We start from the raw sequence: 20,753 nt of genomic DNA, 5'->3' as shown, positions 1-20,753 counted from the left end.
AGATGATTTTGTTTGTTTCGATAACAACGGGAGTGGCTGTTTTCCTACTGATTTTTATGCTTTTTGTACGGCGCTCTTCTACTCGGTACCAAGTACGTAACCGGGTACAAGGGTTGCAGGCTGTCGATATTATGCAGACGGGAAAGATGTATCAGGAACAACGGCCGCATCGTTCACTGCGTATTTCCTTGCTGCGCATATGGGATTGGATCATGTTTATTGTGGGAAACCGCGTCAAGGCGATGACCCCGCAGGCGTTGTACCGGGCATTGGATCAGCGGATCACATGGGCAGGAAAACAATACATCTGGAATGCAGGTACCTTTTTTTTCGTTATGGTTTTATGCGGTACCGGGATGGTCGTATTATCGTTAGGGTTTATATTTACGGATGTATTGCCTTTGATGCAGCGTCTGATGATCGTGCTTGTCATGTTTTTTTGTGGGATGTTTCTGCCATGGTTTTGCCTTAGTGTCATGATTACCAAACGACGGCAGGGAATCAACGCACAACTTTCCGATATGATGGACTTGGTGTGTGTCAGTGTACAGGCGGGACTTTCTTTTGATGCGGCGTTGACTAAGGTAGGAGAACGCATGAAAGGTCCGATGGCTGATGAAACAAACCGCATGCTTCGTGACGTGCGCATGGGGATGACCCGGCGTCAGTCTTTGACAGCAATGGCGAACCGCTGTCATGTCGATTCCGTGTATCTCTTCGTGGCTGCTGTTATTCAGACGGAAAGCTTGGGAGTGAGTTTGGCCAATATGCTGAAAATCCAAGCCGATAATATGCGGGACCGTCATCGGCAGATGATTCGGGAAAAAGCGATGAAGCTGCCGGTCAAATTAGTGTTTCCTTTGGCTTTCTTTATTTTCCCGACTATTTTTATAGTCGTACTAGGTCCCTTGGTCTTGACTGTACTGACGCAACTTAAAGGAAATTTCTGATATGAAGAAAAAATATTGCATTATAACAAACAAAAAGCCGGCCATAGAACTCTATGTTGCCGGCTCCTTTTTAGAACGCCTGCGCGGCCTTCTGGGTACAAAAACATTGAAAGCGTATACAGGATTGCTGCTTGCTGATTGCAATGCCGTCCATATGTTTTTTATGCGCTATGCCCTTGACATTGTATATGTAGATGCCGATTATCGTATTGTAAAAATCGTTTCGGATCTCCATCCTTGGCAAATAAGCGGGTGCTGCAAAGCTAAGCATACGATCGAATTGCCGGCAGGGACAGTGAAAACATTGGAGTGGCGCATAAATCAAAATTTGGCTATACGGTAATATGGAATATGTGGAATTAAGAATCAGGAATTAAGGAAACGGAGCTAGCAGAACTGGAACTGCCGCCGCCACTGCTTCCGGATGAATCGGCAAACGATTGATAATTGATAATTTGTCCTGCGGAACTGATGTATATGGTATTTCCTACCAGACTACCATATACGGTACCGCCTACATCAACGCGGATATTGCCTTTGGGTGCATATACATAACCATAAAAATCGGTGCTGTTATGTAAATTTATATTTCCGTTAAGTGAAACAACAATAAAAGGACTATTTTTAGTATTAGCGGTATTCCCGCTGAAATTGATATCGCCATTGGCAATGACGACATTGTAATACCGAGCAGCCCAAGGAGTTACGCCGGCGTTGTATAGCATAACCTTTGTAACTCCGTCGTTAGGGTAGGTGCTTGTTGCACTTTTTAACTCTATACTGCCAGAGGTGTAGTATACTTGTGTTCCTGTACTTGCGGTGATTGTTGGGGGCGAATACGGATTGTCCGTTTTCGTGATATTGTTTCCTCCATATTCGTTTTTATCATCCCACCAATTAGAAGTAATATTTGAAGGGGAAGAGTTATTTAGAATTGTATTAATATACGTATTAATATCTGCCATATCTGTATTTGCGGAATAATTGATATTAGTGATATTTTGACTGCCAGTAATGGGATATTGGAGATAATAAGGTTTTCCGCTGGTATCATATTCTAATTTAGTGACATAATTTATGCTATTTATATCAAAGCCCTTGACTTCATATATAGGAATATCTCCAGGATTCCAGCCTCCTACCTGCACTATATTTGCCCATGCTTGATCCGGAGCGTATGGACTGTAGACATTGACAGACGTACTATTTACTTGTCCGGTTAGTTTGATATTACTATTTTCTTTTCTTTCATATAAATCGATTTTTCCATTTGTTCGGACATTGCCGAGATTAAGTGTAATATTAGGACTCACAATATTAATAGAAGATTGGTTTGTTGAACCGGCAAACAGTATATTATCTTTGAATGGGCCTTCACTGAAAATTGAAAAAGGTGTGGCAGTGGTGGTAGGAACATATTTTGCGGTTGCTCTTACCGCAATATTTATCGTTGTAAAATCTTGCAGAAAATGTAATCCAAAAAAATATAGTGGTACTTTTCTGCGTAGGTCAACTGTTACTGTTTTGGCAGTATTTCGCGTTCCTTGTGTTATATTAATATTTATTGTATGTGTATCATTAGGAAAATCAGTTGCGTTAGGAGTATCTCCAATAGCGGCATTAAATGTATTTTTTCCAACATAGCTGCTGACATAAGAATTAATATTAGCCGTTATGGTGCCTGTGTCAGAAGCACTGCCATATTGTGATGCTCCAGCTAATGCTGCTGCATCAGCTGCATTTTGCAGCTGTGTTTTTTGTACTTGAATAGTCGCTACATTGATAGCTATGGCGGTACTAACCAAAACTATGGGTAAAAAGGCAGTGGCAAATAACAGAAATACAGCACCGCGCTGATGTTTCAAGTATGATTTTAGTTGTGGTATAAGCATGATAGAAAATCCTTTCCGGCGGAAAAGTATAACGTTTCTGTTTTCTTGTTATACAGTCTTGTATTTTTATAAAAGATGTAATACGAAAAAATGTATAAACAGAAATTCTTTATTTTAACTTATCTATATTATAAATGGGTTTGTGATATAATAAAAGTGGTTTACTAACAAATAGTTGAGGGTTATCTGCATGCTGCATAAACGGGGAAAAAAAGTAAATAAAAAATGGCTGCTGTTTCTATTAGGGTTGGCGTATTTTATGGTTATTCCTGTCGCTGTTTTTATTCCCAGTGAAGACCGGTATCATTTTGCTGAATATATTCCTATTATTATTCCATCTGTGAGTATGTACCTGATTATCAGCGGCTGCTTATATAAAGCGAGACGCCCCCTGCAGCAGTTTATTATACAATATGCGGTGGTGCAGCGGATCAAACGGTGGCCGGGCTGGCTGTATCGGTATCGATGGTATGTGGGAGTGGGACTTTGGGGTGTGTTGACGCTGCTTCAAATTCATGGTTCGGCTATCGGAGTATATGCAAAAATACTGGATGATGCCAATGTGGATACTGCACGTATTGGTTTTAGCCGGCCGGATCGCTTTGATGAATGGCTTAACATGACTTCCTTTGCGTTTTCTCAATATGTACCCGGACCGGACGGAAGTACGTTTAACTATTTCAACCCGTACTTGCGGGCCGTACCCACGGATGTGTTTATTGTCCTTGGACAGCCGGTATGGGATATATGTACCCTATTTCGTCCCTTTATGCTGGGATATCTGGTCATGCCCCCGGGAAACGGCCTTGCTTTTTTCTGGATAGGACGGCTCCTTATATTGGGACTTGTGTCTTATGAATTTGGCAGGTTGTGGCTGAAAGACAACCATACGTGGGCGTGGTACTATACGCTGATGACGGTTTTGTCTCCGGCTGTGCAATGGTGGTTTGGCGTCAATGAATTTGTGGAAATGCTCATAGCCGGGCAGGCGGCAGTTCTCGTTATTCATCGGTATCTGCAGTGCCGGACAGGGTGGCGGCAGGTTGGCTGGGGCCTGCTGCTTTCGTATTTGGCAGGTATATATGTATATGTTATGTATCCGGCTTGGCAAATTCCGTTTGCCTATATTTTTCTTATTTTTGCCATATGGATCATAAAACAACATTGGCGGGAGCATCAATGGGGCAGACTGGATGTAGTCTGCGGCGGTATTTTTGCAGCGATGCTTATCTTGCCGCTGCTGCATACGCTGCATATGTCGGCGGCAGCTATTGCCCTTATCCGTTCCAGCGTCTATCCCGGAGAACGGTTTATTACCGGTGGGGGATTGACCTGGGATTGGCTGTTTAATTCGGGACTGGGATTATTTACGCCGTTCAGTGCTATCACAAAACCGCAATATGCGTTTAATTTGAGCCAATTTTTTGATTTTGCACCTTTTGGATTTTTGCTGGCACTCTATCAAATGGCGAAAGCGCGTAAAATAGATGCCTTGATCACTGCATTGCTGATACTCGATGTCATATTTATTGCCTTTTGCATGTTTCCCTGGCCGCGCTGGCTGGCTGCGGGAACATTGCTATTTGAAGTACCCGAAGGACGTATGATTATTCCTATTTCGTATATCAATGTAGTATTGATATTGCGTACGATTATCATATATCCACAGCGGCTCGGCCGATGGCAGACGGCTTTTCTGGCAGATGGAATTGCTTTGTTTTCGGCGTGGGCATCTTTTCATTATTGTAAAGATGCATATATGCCGGTAAATACGATCGTCCTGCTCCTGGTAACGACAGTGGGAATTGCTTGTTTCTGTCGTTACCGCAGTCATCTGGGGCCGTTGCTGCTAGGGCTGTTTCTGTGTATCGGCGGCATGATCAATCCCGTTGCGCAGGGAACTGCCAGTGTGTATAAAACTGAATTGGGACAGGCGATTTCACAGATTGCCTCTGTGGATAAGGGAAAATGGATCGTAATAGGAGAAGAAACGACGTTGAATAACTATCCGCCTATTTTCGGAGCTCCGACAATTAACAGCTACAATACCTATGTAGCTTGGGATAATTGGAATAAATTAGATTTGAATGACGAAGAACGCTGGGTATTGAATCGCTGCGGTCATATCAAAATCGGAGAAATTACGAAAGAACCATCGACATATATATCTGAACATGGTGACTTGGCAGAACTTACACTAAGCCGCGATGATGTAAAAAGGCTGGGTGTGCGCTATATTTTATCAGACAGTACAGATCTGCAGCCGCTCGATACAACTACTATTAAATTCAAACCTATTGTGTGGGCTAATGGCCGGATCATATATAAGGTACTCTATGATAAGGAGTCATAACAAATGGAGCATAAGAAAACAGCCGTCATCATTGGGGCTGGTACGGCAGGCTTGACTGCTGCCTATGAATTATTACAGAAGAGCGATATCCGTCCCATCGTCTTGGAAGCAGATACCATGGTTGGCGGGATTGCTAAAACCGTAAGTTATATGGGAAATCATCTTGACATGGGAGGCCATCGTTTTTTTTCCAAGTCGGATGAAGTTATTGATTGGTGGCTTCATTTTTTACCGATGGAAGGTTCGGAAGATGATTTTGGAAATATGCGGGAAGCAGATGATATAGACCGTATTATGATGGTACGTCATCGTGTGTCGCGTATCTTCTTCCTGCGTAAGTTTTTTGCATATCCGATTTCTCTTCAATGGGAAACTATCCATAATTTGGGAATTCTGCGCATGCTGCGTATTGGATTTTCCTATTTAAAATATATGGTACACCCTATAAAACCGGAACGATCGCTGGAGGATTTTTTTATTAACCGTTTTGGCAAAGAACTGTATGAAACTTTTTTTAAAGACTATACCGCGAAAGTCTGGGGGATTCCGTGTAACCAAATCGAAACTGACTGGGGTGCGCAGCGTGTCAAAGGGTTATCTATTATGGGAACCGTTAAGCATGCCATTTTGCAGTTTTTTCATAAAAGCTATTCCTTACGGCAAAAAGAAGTCGAAACGTCGCTGATTGAACAGTTTTTGTATCCTAAATATGGTCCCGGACAGATGTGGCAGACCGTAGCAGATACGATCGTGGAACAAGGCGGAATTATTCGGCTCAATTGCCGGGTAGATAAGATAGAATATGAAAATAACAAGGTAAAAGGGGTTTGGATAGAAGATGCGGAAACGGGGAGTGCCTATATCCCTACAGAATATATCATATCGACGATGCCGGTCAAAAATTTGATTCGGGCTATGGGCGATACCGTACCCAAAGATGTCCGGCGTGTATCCGAAGGGCTGATTTATCGCGATTTCATGACTGCGGGGCTGCTTGTCAAACGACTGCAGATACGGGAAAAGGACGGACAACTTGTTCGAGACAATTGGATTTACATCCAGGAACGAGACGTGAAAATAGGTCGTCTGCAGATTCTTAATAATTGGAGTCCCTATATGGTGGCCGATTGTTCCAAGGTTTGGCTGGGACTCGAGTATTTCTGCAATGAAGGCGATTCACTTTGGAATATGGAGGATAAGGACTTTGCAGCATTTGCGGCAGGGGAATTGGCTAAAATAGGTATTATCGATACGGCAGATGTATGTGACAGCACGGTTGTTCGAGTCCCTAAAGCATATCCTGCTTACTTTGGTACCTATAAGGAAATGGACACGGTCCGCAATTTTACAGATCCTATCACAAATTTATACCTTATTGGCCGGAATGGGATGCACCGCTATAACAATATGGATCATTCCATGCTGACCGCCATGGAAGCGGTTAAGAATATCGTAAATGGCGCAGCAGGCAAAGAGAATATATGGAATGTCAATGTGGAAGAAGAATATCACGAAGAAGTGAAATAATGTACAATGCGGCATACTATAATTGATACTTCAAAGGACGTGATGCCAGTGAAAGTTGTAATTCTTGCGGGGGGATATGGGACTCGCATCAGTGAAGAAAGCCATTTAAAGCCTAAACCGATGATTGAGATCGGAGAACAACCTATTTTATGGCATATAATGAAAATTTACTCAGCATATGGGTTTCACGATTTCATTATATGTGCTGGGTACAAGCAGCATATTATAAAGGAATATTTTGCTAATTATTTTTTGTATACATCGGATATCACCTTTGATTTTACTAATGGAAATGAAATGCTAGTGCATCATAGAGCGGCGGAACCTTGGCGGGTCACGGTAGTTGATACAGGAATGGATACGATGACGGGTGGCCGTATTAAACGAATTCAAAAGTATATTCCCAATGAAAGATTTATGTTTACATATGGTGATGGTGTTGCAGATATAGATGTATGCCAATTGTTGAAATTTCATGAAGCACATGGAAAAATCGCTACGTTAACTACGGTTAATGTGGAACAGCGTTTCGGTGTTATCGATATAGGCGAAAATAATGCAGTAAAGGATTTTCGCGAAAAAAAAATGACCGATTCCGGCCGAATCAATGGAGGATTTATGGTCTTGGAACCGCAGATTTTTGATTATATCGGCAATGATAATACAACCTTTGAACAAGAACCGTTGGAACAACTAGCAAGGGATAAGCAATTAATGGCGTACTATCACGATGGATTTTGGCAATGTATGGATACACAGCGTGATAAAAATCGGCTGGAAGACTTATGGGCAACAGGAAGGGCACCATGGAAAATATGGTAGAGTATGTACGTTTTTTTCGTAATAAACGAGTACTGATAACCGGGCATACCGGATTTAAAGGACTATGGCTATGCAAACTATTGGCAATGGCCGGAGCCCGCGTAATCGGGTATGCACTGCCATTTTCTACGGCAGAACGGGAAAAGGCATTTCGTCTTTCCGGCTTAGAAGAACAAATGACCTCTGTCTTGGGGGATGTTCGGGATTATGAAGCGCTCAACACGGTATTTGATATCTATAAACCACAGATAGTATTTCATTTGGCAGCGCAGCCTTTAGTATTAAAAAGTTATGAAGAACCGTTGGCAACCTATGATACAAATATCATGGGGACGATACACCTGCTGGAATGTATACGGCAGCATTCCGAGGTTATATCTGTTTTGAATGTGACGACCGATAAAGTGTATGATAATCAGGAACAAGAAACAAAACAATATAAGGAAACAGATAGGTTGGATGGGTATGATCCGTATTCTAACAGCAAAAGCTGTTCGGATATTGTAACACATGGGTATAAGCGAAGCTTTTTCGATCAGTTAGGTATTGCCGTATCTACTGCGCGGGCCGGTAATGTAATCGGTGGAGCAGATTTTGCAGAAAACAGGATTATTCCTGACTGTATCCGTTCTGCGATTATGAGAGAACCAATAGTTGTCAGAAATCCATCATCTATTCGCCCATATCAGCATGTGCTGGAGGCGTTATCAGCGTATTTGCTGATTGCCTATAAACAGTATAATGATATACACTATGCCGGATCCTATAATGTAGGACCGGGGAAAGAAGATTACATAACGACAGGAACGTTGGTGGAATATTTTTGTCAAAGCTGGGGTGGCGCAATATCTTGGAAGACCAATCATGAGCAGCAAGCTCATGAAGCTTCCTATTTAAGGCTCGATTGCCGGAAAATAGAAAATATATTGAAATGGCAATCTAAATGGGATATTCATATGGCTGTGGAAAAAACGGTAGAATGGGCAAAGCTATATTATGCAGGAGAAGATATTGCCGCTTGTATGGAACGGCAAATACAAGAATATTTTCAAGCCGGGATACGGAATCGGCAGTAGGGAGTATGCGAATGGCAACAGAAAAGGAAGCACGAGAAAATATACTGGCATTGGTAAAAGAATATTGTCAAACGTATCATAACCAACAGAAATTTTTTCATGCCGGAGATTATATCCCGTATGCTTCTCGCGTCTATGATTATCATGAAATGGTAAATTTGGTAGATAGTGCTTTGGAATTCTGGTTAACTGCCGGTACCTATGCAGCTGAATTTGAGAACAAAATGGCAGCGTATCTGCAGGTTCCCTTTTGTTCTTTGGTAAATTCCGGGTCTTCAGCGAATCTGCTTGCGTTTATGGCATTGACTTCTCCCTTACTGGAAGAACGGGCCATCCGTCGTGGCGATGAGGTAATCACTGTAGCCGCAGGATTTCCTACGACGGTCACTCCGATTATACAATATGGAGCTGTACCGGTTTTTGTCGATGTGACGATTCCGCAATACAATGTTGATACAGAGCAGCTGGAACAGGCACTGTCTCCTAAAACAAAGGCAGTTATGCTGGCTCATACATTGGGAAATCCGTTTGATCTAAAAGCGGTCACCGTTTTTTGTCGTAAACATAAACTGTGGCTGATTGAAGATAATTGTGATGCCTTGGGTGCTCAATATAAACTGAACGGCATCGATATGTATACAGGGACCGTGGGTGATATTGGGACCTCCAGTTTCTATCCGCCGCACCATATGACGACGGGAGAAGGGGGGGCGGTGTATACGAAAAATCCGCTGCTGCATAAAATTATTCGCTCTCTCAGAGATTGGGGCAGGGACTGCTCGTGTGCTCCAGGACAAGATAATGCTTGTGGACATCGATTTGATACAAAATATGGAGAACTGCCTATCGGTTATGATCATAAATATGTATATTCTCATTTTGGATTTAATTTAAAAGCAACAGATATGCAGGCTGCTGTGGGAGTCGCTCAATTAGATAAACTACCTTTTTTTATAGCACGGCGTCGACATAATTTTGAAACATTGCGGCAAGCATTGGAAACAGTACAGGAAGCATTCATTCTTCCGGAAGCGTGCGCATCTTCAATCCCCAGTTGGTTTGGCTTTCCGCTGACCTGCCGGGGACATATACATCGAGAACAGGTTGTACGTTACTTGGAAAATAATGGAATACAAACACGGATGCTTTTTGCTGGAAATCTTATTAAACACCCTTGTTTCGACAGTATGAGAAACAAGCAGGATGAATATCGGCAAATCGGTACGCTTCAGCAAACAGACCGAATAATGAGTGATACTTTTTGGGTTGGCATATATCCGGGAATGACCGATGAAGAGATAGCATATATGAGTCGTAATATAAAACAATCTGTTATCAGGTAAAAGGAGCATCTATCATGGGGAATAGGAAGTTACTGGATTGTACACTTCGTGATGGGGGATATGTTAATGATTGGAAATTTGGTTACGATCAAATAGTTGAAATTTTTAAGCGTCTAGTTAGTGCTGGGATTGATGTTATTGAAATTGGTTTTCTGGATGATCGTAGAACGTATGATTGTAACCGCACTATTATGCCAGATACACAAGCAATAAATAAAATTTTTGGCGGATTGGATAAAGGAAATTCTACTGTTGTGGCGATGATTGATTATGGGACTTGTAGGTTAGAACATATTCAGCATTGTTCAGATGTCTTTATTGATGGAATACGTGTTATTTTTAAAGAACCTTTGATGTATGAAGCCTTGGATTTTTGTAAACAGTTAAAGCAATTAGGCTATATTGTATATGCACAAATGGTTTCAGTTACGACATATACAGACGAAAAATTAAAAGAATATGCCGAATTAGTAAATTCCGTTGAACCTTATGCGACATCTATGGTAGATACATATGGTCTGATGCATCCTTTTCAACTTCTGCATATTTTTGAAACATTGGATGCATATTTAAATCCACAAATTGCGATAGGGTTTCATGGACATAATAATCTCCAGATGGCGTATGCCAATGCCATTGCATATTTAAATTCACATACGAGTAGAAATTTAATAGTTGATGGTACTTTATATGGCATGGGGAAAAGTGCAGGGAACGCACCTAGTGAACTTTTAGCTGCATATATGAATCATCATTATGGAATAACATACAATATTGTTCGGATGTTGGAAACGATTGATACTTTTATTTTGGAAATTTATCAAAAGCAGTATTGGGGATATACTATGCCCTTCTTTATAGCAGCATGCTATCAGTGTCATCCTAATTATATTAATTTCTTAATAGATAAAAAGACCTTGTCTGTGAAACAGATTATTGATGTGCTACAAAGTATTATACCCAGTAAAAAACTGATGTACGATGCTGCATATGCGGAGAAACTTTATGTTGATTATCAAAGCATTCAGTGTGATGATACCGCTGTCATGACGTGGCTGAAACAGATAGTTGCTGAAAAACATATAGTAATATTAGGACCTGGAAATAACTTGAACAAACAAAAATATAGGGTAAAAAAGTATATCAAGAAAAATAAACCGTTGATTATGGCTGTTAATTTTGTTCCTGCGGATATAGAAGTTGATTATATTTTTTTGACTAATACCAAACGGTATAGCCAATTGGCCAATGATATGGGAAATAGTGTAAACAATGGCCGTGATATTGGTATTATTGCAACTTCTAATGTTACCAAAATAAAAGGAAGTTTTCCCTATGTGCTGAATTTCAGTACATTAATTGATACAAATACAGAAATTATAGATAATTCTTTGGTAATGTTGCTAAAGGCAATGATAAAAGTGCAGGTTAAATGTGTTAATTTAGCGGGTTTTGATGGATATTCCAGAAAAAATGACAATTATTTTAACGCAAGCAGAGAATATACTTTTGTAAAAGAAAAATCAGGATATTTAAATGGCTACATAAGTGATTTTTTAGAATCTGTAAAAGAAAAAATAACCGTAAATTTTATTACGTCCTCTCGATATAAAGAAAGTTGACATTAACTAGGATACCGGTGTATTTAATAACAGCGAGAAATATTGTAGAAGGCTTGCCTTTTATGTTGTAAAACTACTTAAAGGGGATAGTGCGTATGAAAGTTAAATTATCGGAGTATATTGCGGACTTTATGGTAGAAAATGGTATTACCGATTGTTTTATGATAGTTGGCGGCGGCGCTATGCATTTAAATAACGCATTAGGTCATAAAGATGGACTGCATTGTATTTTTAATCATAATGAACAGGCGACTGCTATAGCGGCGGAAGCCTATACTCGTCTTACGGGAAATTTGTCTGGAATATGTGTTACCAGCGGACCGGGAGGAACCAATGCTATTACCGGAGTATTAGGAGGCTGGCTCGATTCTATTCCTATGTTTGTTATCTCGGGACAGGTTAAAAGAGAAACGACCACATGGATCACAGAGATTCCGCTTCGGCAATTAGGAGATCAGGAATATGACATTACAGCATCTGTAAAACCTATGACTAAGTATGCTCACATGATTACCGATGCTAATGAAATACGTTATCATTTAGAAAAAATGTTATATTTAGCAACCCATGGCAGAGGCGGTCCGGTATGGCTTGATGTACCGCTTGATATACAAGCGGCCATTATAGATACAAATGAGTTGCAGGGATTTGATCCTGAAGAATTGGATATGCCGGAAGATTCCATATATGATACCGCATTTACTGCTGAAATTATTGAAAAACTGGAAACGGCAAAACGTCCTGTTATTTTAGCAGGTACGGGTATCCGCTTGGGAAAAGCACATTCGGAATTTATCGAATTGATTAATAAACTTCAGCTTCCGGTTGTTACCGCTTGGAATGCACATGATACGCTTTGGGATGCACATCCGTTGTTTTGTGGCCGGCCTGGGACCGTAGGCACCCGTGGCGGTAATTTTATTGTTGAAAATAGTGACGTATTGCTAGTTTTAGGATGTCGCCTTAATATACGCCAAATTAGTTATAACTATAAGCATTTTGCTGAAAATGCTTATAAAATCATTGTTGATATTGATGATGCGGAACTGCATAAGCCGACAGTGCAGCCGGATTTGCCAGTTCATGCAGATGTTAAAGATGTGATAGTCGATTTGCTTAAAGCGAACTTCAAGCAAAATGATAGTCATACCCGCTGGCTGACGTGGTGCCGGAATGTAAATGCCAAATATCCTGCTGTACGTCCGGAATACTATAAGTTAAAAAAGCCTATCAATCCCTATGTTTTTATTGCAGAATTATGTAAGGTATTAGAAGAAGGTGATGATATTATCTGCGGTAATGGCAGTGCCTGTGTGATTACCTTCCAAGCAGCAAATCTGAAAAAAGAGCAGCGGTTATTTACCAATTCAGGCTGTGCGGCTATGGGGTATGGTTTTCCGGCAGCCATAGGATGTGCTGTTGCTAATGGCAGTAAACGGACGATTTGTATCGATGGGGATGGCAGTTTTCAGATGAATTTGCAAGAATTACAAACCGTTATATATTATAATTTAAATTTAAAAATTTTTTATATCAATAATAATGGATACCATTCTATTAGACAGACACAAAGCAGTTTTTTTGAACCGCCGTTAGTCGGCGTATGCAATGGGAATGGCATCAGTTTTCCCAATATGGAAAAAATCTGCGGAGCGTATGGCATTCCGTATGTGAAAGTTGAATCTTTAAGTGACATATCTAAAAAAATACAACAAGTAGTAAAGTCTGACGGCCCTTATTTTTGTGAAATTGTTGTGGATAGCCGACAGAATTTTGAACCGAAACTTTCTTCTAAGGCATTGCCGGATGGAACTATTGTGTCACCGCCGATTGATGATATGTATCCTTTTTTGGATAGACAAGAATATGAAAAAAATAAAGACGTTGATTCTATTTAAAAATAATCTGTTATTGTTGGACTTTCATTAGCTGGGTATACCTATAAAGGGATGTAAAACGTATGACTAAATTAATCGTAACAGGAGCTACGGGAGTAATCGGACATGCAGTGCTGGAATCATGCCTATTGCGGAGGCAGGAAGTGTATGTAATCGTGAATCCTAAATCTCTGCGAAAAAAAAATCTTCCGCATGATCCGCTGATTCATATTTTGGAGTTTGATTTATCGGAGTTAAAGTTTGCTGCCGATGTGATTCCGCATACGTGCGATGTGTTTTATCATTTAGGATGGAGTGGCTCGGCAGCTGCCTATAGAAATAATGTGTATATGCAAACTGCCAACATTCAGTACACATTGGAGGCAGTGAAACTTGCACAAGTCTGTGGCTGTCATACGTTTATTGGAGCAGGTTCGCAGGCTGAATATGGTAGGGCTGAAGGGGCTCTGAACGAAGAAACTCCTGTATTTCCAGAAGTGGGATATGGCGTGGCAAAGCTTTGTGCCGGACAGATGAGCCGGCTTTTGGCTCATCAGATGGGAATGAAGCACATATGGGCTAGAATACTCAGTGTATATGGTCCATATGATGGAGAGAATACGTTGATCATGTATCTTCTCCGCACATTACTGCACCGGCAGAAACCTGCCTGTACAAAGGGTGAACAAATATGGGATTATGTATATGCTAAAGATGTTGCCAATATATTAACCGCGCTTGGTGAAGAAAAAAGTGTAGATGGTAAAATTTACTGTATCGGAAGCGGGCAGGCAAAGCCGCTCAAAGACTATATGAAAACGATTCGGGATTTGATTGATCCTTCGCTGCCGTTAGGGCTGGGAGAAATTCCTTACAGTGAACGGCAGGTGCAGTATCTGTTGGCTGATACGACGGCAATTAAAAATGATTTAGGGTATACGATGCAGTACTCTTTTCAAGAGGGTATGAAAGAAACGTTGAATTGGTACAAAGAAAAATTGCAGAATAGGAATAGACATGATAGGTAAACAGAAACCCGCCGATAGAGATAATTTCAAACAATTTCTTAAATTTGGGATAGTAGGAATTTCCAATACGGGAATTGCATTTATCGTTTATTATAGCTTGGTGTTTTTGGGAATTCACTATCTTATCGCCAATATTGTTGCTTGGATTGTGAGTGTATTTAATGCTTTTTATTGGAACAGCCGATATGTTTTTAAGACGCCGGCGTTTTGGTTGAAGGCATTGTTTAAAACCTATATTTCTTATGGTATTTCATTTTTACTGGGAACCGGATTATTGTATGGCCTTGTGGAATGGGGACATATATCTGTGTTGCTGGCACCTATATGCACTCTTTTGATTACGGTACCGGTAAACTTTTTGATGAATAAATGGTGGACATTCAGATAACCGAAAGGAATACAGAATAGAATGAAAAAAATAAGTATATTGATTCCTTGCTATAATGAAGTGGAAAATGTAATTCCCTTAAGTAAAGCTATTATCGATGAATTTTCCACTCATTTATCCTATTATGACTATGAAATTGTTTTTATCGATAACTTTTCTACTGATGGTACGCGGGATAAATTAAGATTGCTTTGTGGGCAAAATAAAAAAGTGAAAGCCATATTTAATGCGAGAAATTTTGGTCAGGCAAATTCGCCTTTTTATGGCATGTGTCAGACGACAGGAGCGTGTACGATTTCGATGTGTGCGGATTTTCAGGATCCCGTGGAGTTGCTTCCCCAATTTGTGAAAGAATGGGAAAAGGGTTTTAAAATCGTGATCGGCATTAAAGTGAACAGTAAAGAAAATCCACTGGTGTATGCGTTGCGGTCTTGTTATTATAAAGCCATCAAGAAAATGGCATCTGTTGAACAAATTGAACATTTTACCGGATTTGGTCTTTATGATAAAAGCTTTGTTGATATAATGCGGTCACTCGATGATCCGCTGCCGTATTTTCGCGGAATCGTTGCCGAATTAGGACCGGAACGTAAAGAAATACCGTACGTACAGCCCAAACGCAGGAAGGGCAAGACGCATAATAATTTATACACGTTATATGACTTTGCTATGTTAGGTTTTACCTCATATACTAAAATAGGATTGCGTATAGCTACGATTACGGGTTTTTTGTTTTCTGCCGTGACAATGATGATTGCAATGTTATATTTGATTGCTAAATTGGTCTGGTGGAATGCATTTCCTTTTGGGATGGCGCCGCTTTTGATTGGCATCTTTTTTATTGGTTCCGTTCAAATTTTTTTTATTGGACTTTTAGGGGAATATATTCTCAATATCAATGCTCGCATATTGCACAGGCCGTTAGTTGTTGAAGAAAAAAGGCTGAATTTTGATGAAGAGATACAGAAATAATGTGATATATAACTAGATGACGTAATACCTTGTATTCGTAGGACTAACATAATAAATGGGAGAAAATAATGAATCGAATACTTTCGCATCGCTGGAAAATCGGTATTATCTTATGGATCATATTGATTATTTTTCAAATACATGGATCCTCCATAGGATTGTATGCACATATATTGCAAGTGCCGGATATGGATACGGCATGTATGGGCACAAATCATGATTTTCAACTGGATGAATGGGCGGTTTTTACACCACTTGCATTTTCGCAGTATTTTGATGGATTTTCCTATTTCAGCCATTTATCACGAGCCGCAGTAACTGATGTCGCTTTGGTTTATGGACAGCCCTGCTGGGATGTGATAACCGTATTCCGTCCTTTTTTATGGGGATATTTATTTTTGCCTGTCGGTAATGGACTGTCTTTTTTTTGGACGGGCCGGCTTATTTTTCTGTTCCTTATTTCCTATGAATTCGGCATGCTCTTTCTGCAGCAGAATAAGAAATTATCTTTTTGTTATGCACTGTTAACAGTGTTTTCTCCTATGGTACAATGGTGGTTCAGTATCAACGGTTTTGTAGAAACGCTTCTTTGGGGTCAGGTGGGAGTACTTGCGGTTAACGGTTATATTACTACTTCTTCTTATAAAAAAAGGCTGTTATATATGGTGGGGTTGGCATATGGTATAGTGGCGTATGCCGTATCTTTTTATCCGGCTTGGCAGGTTTCTTTTGCTTATGTGTTTCTGTTTATGGCAGGCTGGATTATTTATAAAAATCGTAAGAATACCTATGGGACATATAAAGATGTTTTTTTGGGACTGGCGCTTATCTGTCTTGCCACCCTTCCAATAGTACATGTTTTTTTTAAATCATGGGATACGATCCTGGCTTTTGCCAATTCCGTCTATCCGGGACAACGCCGGGATTTGGGCGGCGGTTTTTCCTTTGACTGGCTGTTTCATTATATATTGCTGTATATGGCACCGTTTGGCTGGGATATGGGATATGCACCGACAGGGGCAGCAACGTTCATTAGTTTTGCCCCGCTGGGGATCGTGCTGGCTGGCTGGAATTACTGTAAAACACATTTTAGAGACAGCCTTACAGGTGGCCTGATTATATTGCTTGTTGTATATATAACTCACTTTTTATATCCGTGGCCCGAATTCCTGGCTCGTGCAACCCTGCTTTCTTTTTCGCCTGCGGCGAGGATGATACCGGCCATGGACTTTTTGCAATTACTTATTTTGCTGCGAGTATTGTCGTTTCAACTGCCTGTTTGCAATAAAAAAATGACGGCTTGTATGACTGCGGCCTTTGTAATTTTTGAACTTTGGGCTGTGCTGCCGGTTATCAAGCCTGAACATTTTACATTATGGATCATGGTAGTATCTATGTTTTCTGTTTGTGCAGCCTTGTATATATTGCGACTGCGGCATGGTCTGGTATTGTTCATCGCCTTAACAGCGCTTGTATCCGGCATGGCGGTGAATCCAGTGGCACGAGGCGTACAAAGTGTATATGGAACGCAGCTGGCACGAGAAATAACGGAGATCGCAGCGCAGGATAAAGGAAATTGGATCGTTGACAATGGAGATACATGGAATACAGATCATATTAATTATATGAATAGTTATCCTATCATGTTTGGAGCACCTACCATCAACAGTGTTAATTTATATGTATATTGGCCGCGTTGGGAATCGTTCGAGCTTACAGAAAAAGAACGCAGTATATTGAACCGGTATGCTCATATGAATATAACGCTGGATAATGCAGAACCGACAAAATTTCAAAATCCAAAAGGAAACTCTATTATTGCGGATATTGTTAATATTAAATTAAATGTCAGCGATTTAAAAAAATTGAATGTATCGTATGTATTAAGTTCCCGAGACTTAAGTGTAATGCACAATAATACGGTAGGCTTAGTACCATTGTATGCAGCCAATGGGCATACGGTATATCATGTTGAATATAAGTAAAACAGAGGAAAAACATATGGATAAAATAGCAGTGTTAATACCGTGTTACAATGAAAGCCAGACAATAGAAAAAGTAGTGCGCGATTATCAAAGAGTATTGCCGCAGGCGGGTATTTATGTGTATGATAATAACTCGGCAGATAATACGGCTGCGATTGCACAGGCAGCCGGTGCGATAGTCCGCTACGAATACCGTCAGGGAAAAGGAAATGTAGTTCGAACCATGTTCAGAGAGATAGAGGCGGATTGTTATCTGATCGTAGATGGGGATGATACCTATCCGGCAGAAAGTGCAGGGGAAATGTGCGAACTTGTGCTGCAGAATAAAGCGGACATGGTAATTGGTGATCGATTATCCTTGACCTATTTCAAAGAAAACAAGCGTCCTCTTCATGGAGCCGGAAATATTTTAGTCCGTAAGTGTATCAATATGTTTTGGGGAGAACGTTGTCATATAGAAGATGGGATGACGGGATTCCGCGCGTGTAGTCCCTTGTTTGTAAAAAGTTTTCCCATTCTCTCACAAGGCTTTGAAATTGAGACAGAAATGACGGTACATGCCTTAGATAAAAATTTACGTATCTGTAGTGTGCCTGTCTCCTATCGGGATAGGCCGGAAGGCAGTCATAGTAAACTGAATACCTTTTCTGATGGATGCAAAGTAATGGGAACTATATTTAACTTGTACCGGGATTACAAACCGCTGAAGTTTTTTGGCTATGCGGCTTGTTTGATGTTTTTTATATCCCTTGTCTTATTTATTCCTGTTTTTATTGAATATATAGAAACAGGATTAGTACCGCGCATGCCTACTTTGGTTGTCAGTGTAGTTCTTATGCTGGCGGCATTTTTGTCCGTTGTTTGCGGTCTTATTTTGGATACAAACGCGAAAAATAACCGCAAGAACTTTGAAGTCCAGATGAATATTATCCGGATGCTCTTGCGGCAGCAGCGTTGATTCCATTATTTTGCGATACAACGGTAGAAAGGCGTATCCTTATAGTACGGATTCATAAAATTTCCATATGTATGGATAACACTGTCTCGGGATGTATTGCTTAAGGTATCTTCCAATTTCGGTACGTTAACATATACAAAATAGGTACCGGCAGCATAACACTTGAGGAATTGAGATGTTAATTGCAGACACGGTGTTGTCACAGCAATGCAAAGGACAACCATTGTGATCACAAAATGGCGGCTTCTATCATGCGTCCGGAATAGCCGCAGAATTTCCTGCATAAGGAAAATCATAATAATATAAAAACCGGGGATAGAAGCATTCCAGCAAAAATCTAAGGAGTGTCCGATTTTAAAAAAAGGAATAATCATCAATGTAAGGAGCACAGCGCCCAGCAATACAGAGTCCGTGGTATGCGAATGGCATAAATCTGCGAAAATAATGAAGTAGAACATATAGTATAACCCTAATATGGTGATTCGTATGACCGTATAATCAGATAAAGGTGCTAGCCATAAACTGCTGGTTTGATCCAAGGACGCGTTGGCTGTAAAGTAGAAAAAAAATATCGGTAAAATGGCAATAACAGCGAAAATATTTGAACGACTGACGAGACTCTTAAAAAAAGAAGAAAATTGGCGTGCTCGAAACGCTAAAATGCCATGTCCAGCCATATCTATGCCGGCAAGGAGACATAAGCCAACAGCTCCAAAAGGGGAATACGGCAGGAGCAGTGCGATAAATAGTGCATAGTATGTGGGTTGGCGATATTTTAAAAACAATACAGTACATAAGACTATGGGAATCAGTTGGTTATAGATATTAGATAAACCATCAAACGTAGAACGGATCATGTACCCCATGGTATACCCGTTTTGCGAAATAGCGGTAAACTGCCAGGTATGCCAGCCCCAATCAGCATCCAGGTAAAAAGGCATAATACCGGTGGCAGATACAATGAGCATTCCGATGGTACTGAGTCCACTCCAGAATAGAAATATAAGGGTAATATAGATATAGTATTTTTTTTCTGCTTTTAAAAAATTCCATAAGAGAGAAATAAAAATCCGCAGACCTATATATGTCCACAAAAACAAGATAATGTTTGCCGACAGCGTATTTGATCCGAATACATACGTAATACCTGCCGGGGCAAGCCAATATGTCAGATAATATACTAAGGCACTTTGAGAATATTCATATAGGACAGGCCAAGATTGATGTATCAAATCATAATACATAGCGTTACGCCAAGGAATATCATACCCCGAGCCGCCGATAAACATGCCGTGCCCGGTCGAAAGGAGAAATATACATAAGAGGATAGAAGCGATAAACCCTTCCTTTGACCATGAAATAGAAGAAAACGCCGTTTCTTCTTTTGGGATAGAGCAAAGGAATCGATAGGAAGCATATAGTAAGAGAATCGCTGCGGGCACTCCATAATACCAGCGAACCCAAGTCAAAAAAAATAAAACGATAGAAGAAAGAAGATAAAAAATGGCAGCAGCTGTCGTATACGGCTTCAGGTTTATCAATAAAAGCACCTCTTTTAGCAAGTTGTTACTTGCATTATATAAGTATTTGTTTTTCAGTGTCAAATAAAACACTGCACAGGTATGTGTCAAGAAGTTCTCGGTAAATGTATTGACCTAGATAATAGCTAGCCTCGTCGACATCGTTTTTTTATAAAAATGCAGGTGTTGAGAAACTGTTAGCTAACTTCCCTATGGCACTGCTGGACGGGCCATTATTGCAAATGCGTCCGTGATGAATCCCTACATGCGTTTGAAAGGGAATCTTTCGCATGACTCGTCTCATCGTCCCACGGAAAGTACGGCTGACTGGAGCGGTAAACCCCTTGGTCCAGTCGGCAAACGCCTGATCTAATTCCTTGTTTCGTATGGCCGTAATCACTTTCACCATCGCAGTCCCTCCTGTCCGACTCCAATGACGC

The 20,753-nt window shown here is 40.5% G+C and carries 16 protein-coding genes and 1 pseudogene; 14 read left to right on the top strand and 3 right to left on the bottom strand.

Annotated elements, in window-relative coordinates; all coding sequences use genetic code 11:
* Positions 1–2 precede the first annotated feature (2 nt).
* Both BLR11_RS07960 and BLR11_RS07955 read left to right on the top strand, forming a co-directional pair.
* Complete coding sequence (locus BLR11_RS07960) at positions 3–950, top strand: type II secretion system F family protein (RefSeq protein WP_176762915.1); 948 nt, start codon at positions 3–5, stop codon at positions 948–950.
* Between the two features lies 1 nt (position 951).
* Positions 952–1,293, top strand: a complete 342-nt coding sequence (locus tag BLR11_RS07955) for a DUF192 domain-containing protein (protein ID WP_091650434.1) — start codon at positions 952–954, stop codon at positions 1,291–1,293.
* A gap of 16 nt (positions 1,294–1,309) precedes the next feature.
* Here BLR11_RS07955 and BLR11_RS07950 read toward each other — a convergent pair whose 3' ends face one another.
* Positions 1,310–2,842, bottom strand: coding sequence for a pilus assembly protein TadG-related protein (locus BLR11_RS07950; RefSeq protein ID WP_091650431.1), 1,533 nt, complete (start codon positions 2,840–2,842; stop codon positions 1,310–1,312).
* A 190-nt stretch (positions 2,843–3,032) separates the two neighbouring features.
* On the opposite strand from BLR11_RS07950, the gene BLR11_RS07945 reads away from it, so the two are divergent.
* From BLR11_RS07945 to BLR11_RS07890, 12 genes are all read left to right on the top strand, one after another.
* A complete protein-coding gene (locus BLR11_RS07945) occupies positions 3,033–5,195 on the top strand; it encodes a DUF7657 domain-containing protein (RefSeq protein WP_091650428.1) in 2,163 nt (720 codons plus the stop codon).
* 3 nt (positions 5,196–5,198) lie between these two features.
* Positions 5,199–6,722 carry an NAD(P)/FAD-dependent oxidoreductase gene (locus BLR11_RS07940; protein WP_091650424.1) on the top strand — a complete coding sequence of 508 codons (1,524 nt, stop codon included), beginning with the start codon at positions 5,199–5,201 and terminating at the stop codon, positions 6,720–6,722.
* 48 nt (positions 6,723–6,770) lie between these two features.
* Positions 6,771–7,544 carry a glucose-1-phosphate cytidylyltransferase gene (gene rfbF, locus BLR11_RS07935; RefSeq protein ID WP_091650421.1) on the top strand — a complete coding sequence of 258 codons (774 nt, stop codon included), beginning with the start codon at positions 6,771–6,773 and terminating at the stop codon, positions 7,542–7,544.
* Positions 7,529–8,620, top strand: a complete 1,092-nt coding sequence (gene rfbG, locus BLR11_RS07930) for a CDP-glucose 4,6-dehydratase (protein WP_091650418.1) — start codon at positions 7,529–7,531, stop codon at positions 8,618–8,620. Before rfbF ends, rfbG begins: the two co-directional genes overlap by 16 nt.
* A gap of 11 nt (positions 8,621–8,631) precedes the next feature.
* Positions 8,632–9,963, top strand: coding sequence for a lipopolysaccharide biosynthesis protein RfbH (gene rfbH / locus BLR11_RS07925; RefSeq protein WP_218118750.1), 1,332 nt, complete (start codon positions 8,632–8,634; stop codon positions 9,961–9,963).
* A gap of 14 nt (positions 9,964–9,977) precedes the next feature.
* Positions 9,978–11,585, top strand: coding sequence for an aldolase catalytic domain-containing protein (locus tag BLR11_RS07920; RefSeq protein ID WP_091650415.1), 1,608 nt, complete (start codon positions 9,978–9,980; stop codon positions 11,583–11,585).
* Positions 11,586–11,680: 95 nt separating this feature from the next.
* Positions 11,681–13,483 carry a thiamine pyrophosphate-binding protein gene (locus tag BLR11_RS07915; RefSeq protein WP_091650412.1) on the top strand — a complete coding sequence of 601 codons (1,803 nt, stop codon included), beginning with the start codon at positions 11,681–11,683 and terminating at the stop codon, positions 13,481–13,483.
* 62 nt (positions 13,484–13,545) lie between these two features.
* The gene (locus BLR11_RS07910) at positions 13,546–14,490 is read left to right on the top strand and encodes an NAD-dependent epimerase/dehydratase family protein (protein WP_091650410.1); all 945 of its coding nucleotides are present in this window, start codon (positions 13,546–13,548) and stop codon (positions 14,488–14,490) included.
* Positions 14,480–14,878: a GtrA family protein gene (locus BLR11_RS07905; RefSeq protein ID WP_091650408.1), complete on the top strand. Its 399-nt coding sequence runs from the start codon at positions 14,480–14,482 to the stop codon at positions 14,876–14,878. The genes BLR11_RS07910 and BLR11_RS07905 overlap by 11 nt, the downstream gene beginning before the upstream one ends.
* A 21-nt stretch (positions 14,879–14,899) precedes the next feature.
* Positions 14,900–15,850 carry a glycosyltransferase family 2 protein gene (locus tag BLR11_RS07900; protein ID WP_091650406.1) on the top strand — a complete coding sequence of 317 codons (951 nt, stop codon included), beginning with the start codon at positions 14,900–14,902 and terminating at the stop codon, positions 15,848–15,850.
* Between the two features lie 68 nt (positions 15,851–15,918).
* Positions 15,919–17,835, top strand: a complete 1,917-nt coding sequence (locus BLR11_RS07895; RefSeq protein ID WP_091650403.1) for a DUF7657 domain-containing protein — start codon at positions 15,919–15,921, stop codon at positions 17,833–17,835.
* Positions 17,836–17,851: 16 nt separating this feature from the next.
* The gene (locus BLR11_RS07890) at positions 17,852–18,793 is read left to right on the top strand and encodes a glycosyltransferase family 2 protein (protein ID WP_091650545.1); all 942 of its coding nucleotides are present in this window, start codon (positions 17,852–17,854) and stop codon (positions 18,791–18,793) included.
* Between the two features lie 5 nt (positions 18,794–18,798).
* Here the strand turns inward: BLR11_RS07890 and BLR11_RS07885 are convergent, their stop codons facing one another.
* Together BLR11_RS07885 and BLR11_RS07880 are read right to left on the bottom strand one after the other, a co-directional pair.
* On the bottom strand, positions 18,799–20,334 hold the full coding sequence (locus BLR11_RS07885) for a hypothetical protein (RefSeq protein WP_091650401.1): 1,536 nt from the start codon (positions 20,332–20,334) through the stop codon (positions 18,799–18,801).
* Between the two features lie 148 nt (positions 20,335–20,482).
* Positions 20,483–20,753 (bottom strand): annotated as a pseudogene (locus BLR11_RS07880) (hypothetical protein); the annotation flags it as partial.

The organism is Megasphaera paucivorans (genome assembly GCF_900103535.1).
Classification (GTDB): Bacteria; Bacillota; Negativicutes; order Veillonellales; family Megasphaeraceae; genus Megasphaera_A; species Megasphaera_A paucivorans.
This window is presented reverse-complemented; position numbering and strand designations above follow the sequence as displayed.

Excerpts from the sequence above, each read along its gene's own strand:
- rfbG (WP_091650418.1), top strand. The coding sequence starts at position 7,529 with ATGGAAAATATGGTAGAGTATGTACGTTTTTTTCGTAATAAACGAGTA.
- BLR11_RS07940 (WP_091650424.1), top strand. The coding sequence starts at position 5,199 with ATGGAGCATAAGAAAACAGCCGTCATCATTGGGGCTGGTACGGCAGGC.
- BLR11_RS07890 (WP_091650545.1), top strand. The coding sequence starts at position 17,852 with ATGGATAAAATAGCAGTGTTAATACCGTGTTACAATGAAAGCCAGACA.
- BLR11_RS07920 (WP_091650415.1), top strand. The coding sequence starts at position 9,978 with ATGGGGAATAGGAAGTTACTGGATTGTACACTTCGTGATGGGGGATAT.
- BLR11_RS07900 (WP_091650406.1), top strand. The coding sequence starts at position 14,900 with ATGAAAAAAATAAGTATATTGATTCCTTGCTATAATGAAGTGGAAAAT.
- BLR11_RS07955 (WP_091650434.1), top strand. The coding sequence starts at position 952 with ATGAAGAAAAAATATTGCATTATAACAAACAAAAAGCCGGCCATAGAA.
- BLR11_RS07945 (WP_091650428.1), top strand. The coding sequence starts at position 3,033 with ATGCTGCATAAACGGGGAAAAAAAGTAAATAAAAAATGGCTGCTGTTT.
- BLR11_RS07910 (WP_091650410.1), top strand. The coding sequence starts at position 13,546 with ATGACTAAATTAATCGTAACAGGAGCTACGGGAGTAATCGGACATGCA.
- BLR11_RS07905 (WP_091650408.1), top strand. The coding sequence starts at position 14,480 with ATGATAGGTAAACAGAAACCCGCCGATAGAGATAATTTCAAACAATTT.
- BLR11_RS07960 (WP_176762915.1), top strand. The coding sequence starts at position 3 with ATGATTTTGTTTGTTTCGATAACAACGGGAGTGGCTGTTTTCCTACTG.
- rfbH (WP_218118750.1), top strand. The coding sequence starts at position 8,632 with ATGGCAACAGAAAAGGAAGCACGAGAAAATATACTGGCATTGGTAAAA.
- BLR11_RS07895 (WP_091650403.1), top strand. The coding sequence starts at position 15,919 with ATGAATCGAATACTTTCGCATCGCTGGAAAATCGGTATTATCTTATGG.
- BLR11_RS07950 (WP_091650431.1), bottom strand. The coding sequence starts at position 2,842 with ATGCTTATACCACAACTAAAATCATACTTGAAACATCAGCGCGGTGCT.
- BLR11_RS07915 (WP_091650412.1), top strand. The coding sequence starts at position 11,681 with ATGAAAGTTAAATTATCGGAGTATATTGCGGACTTTATGGTAGAAAAT.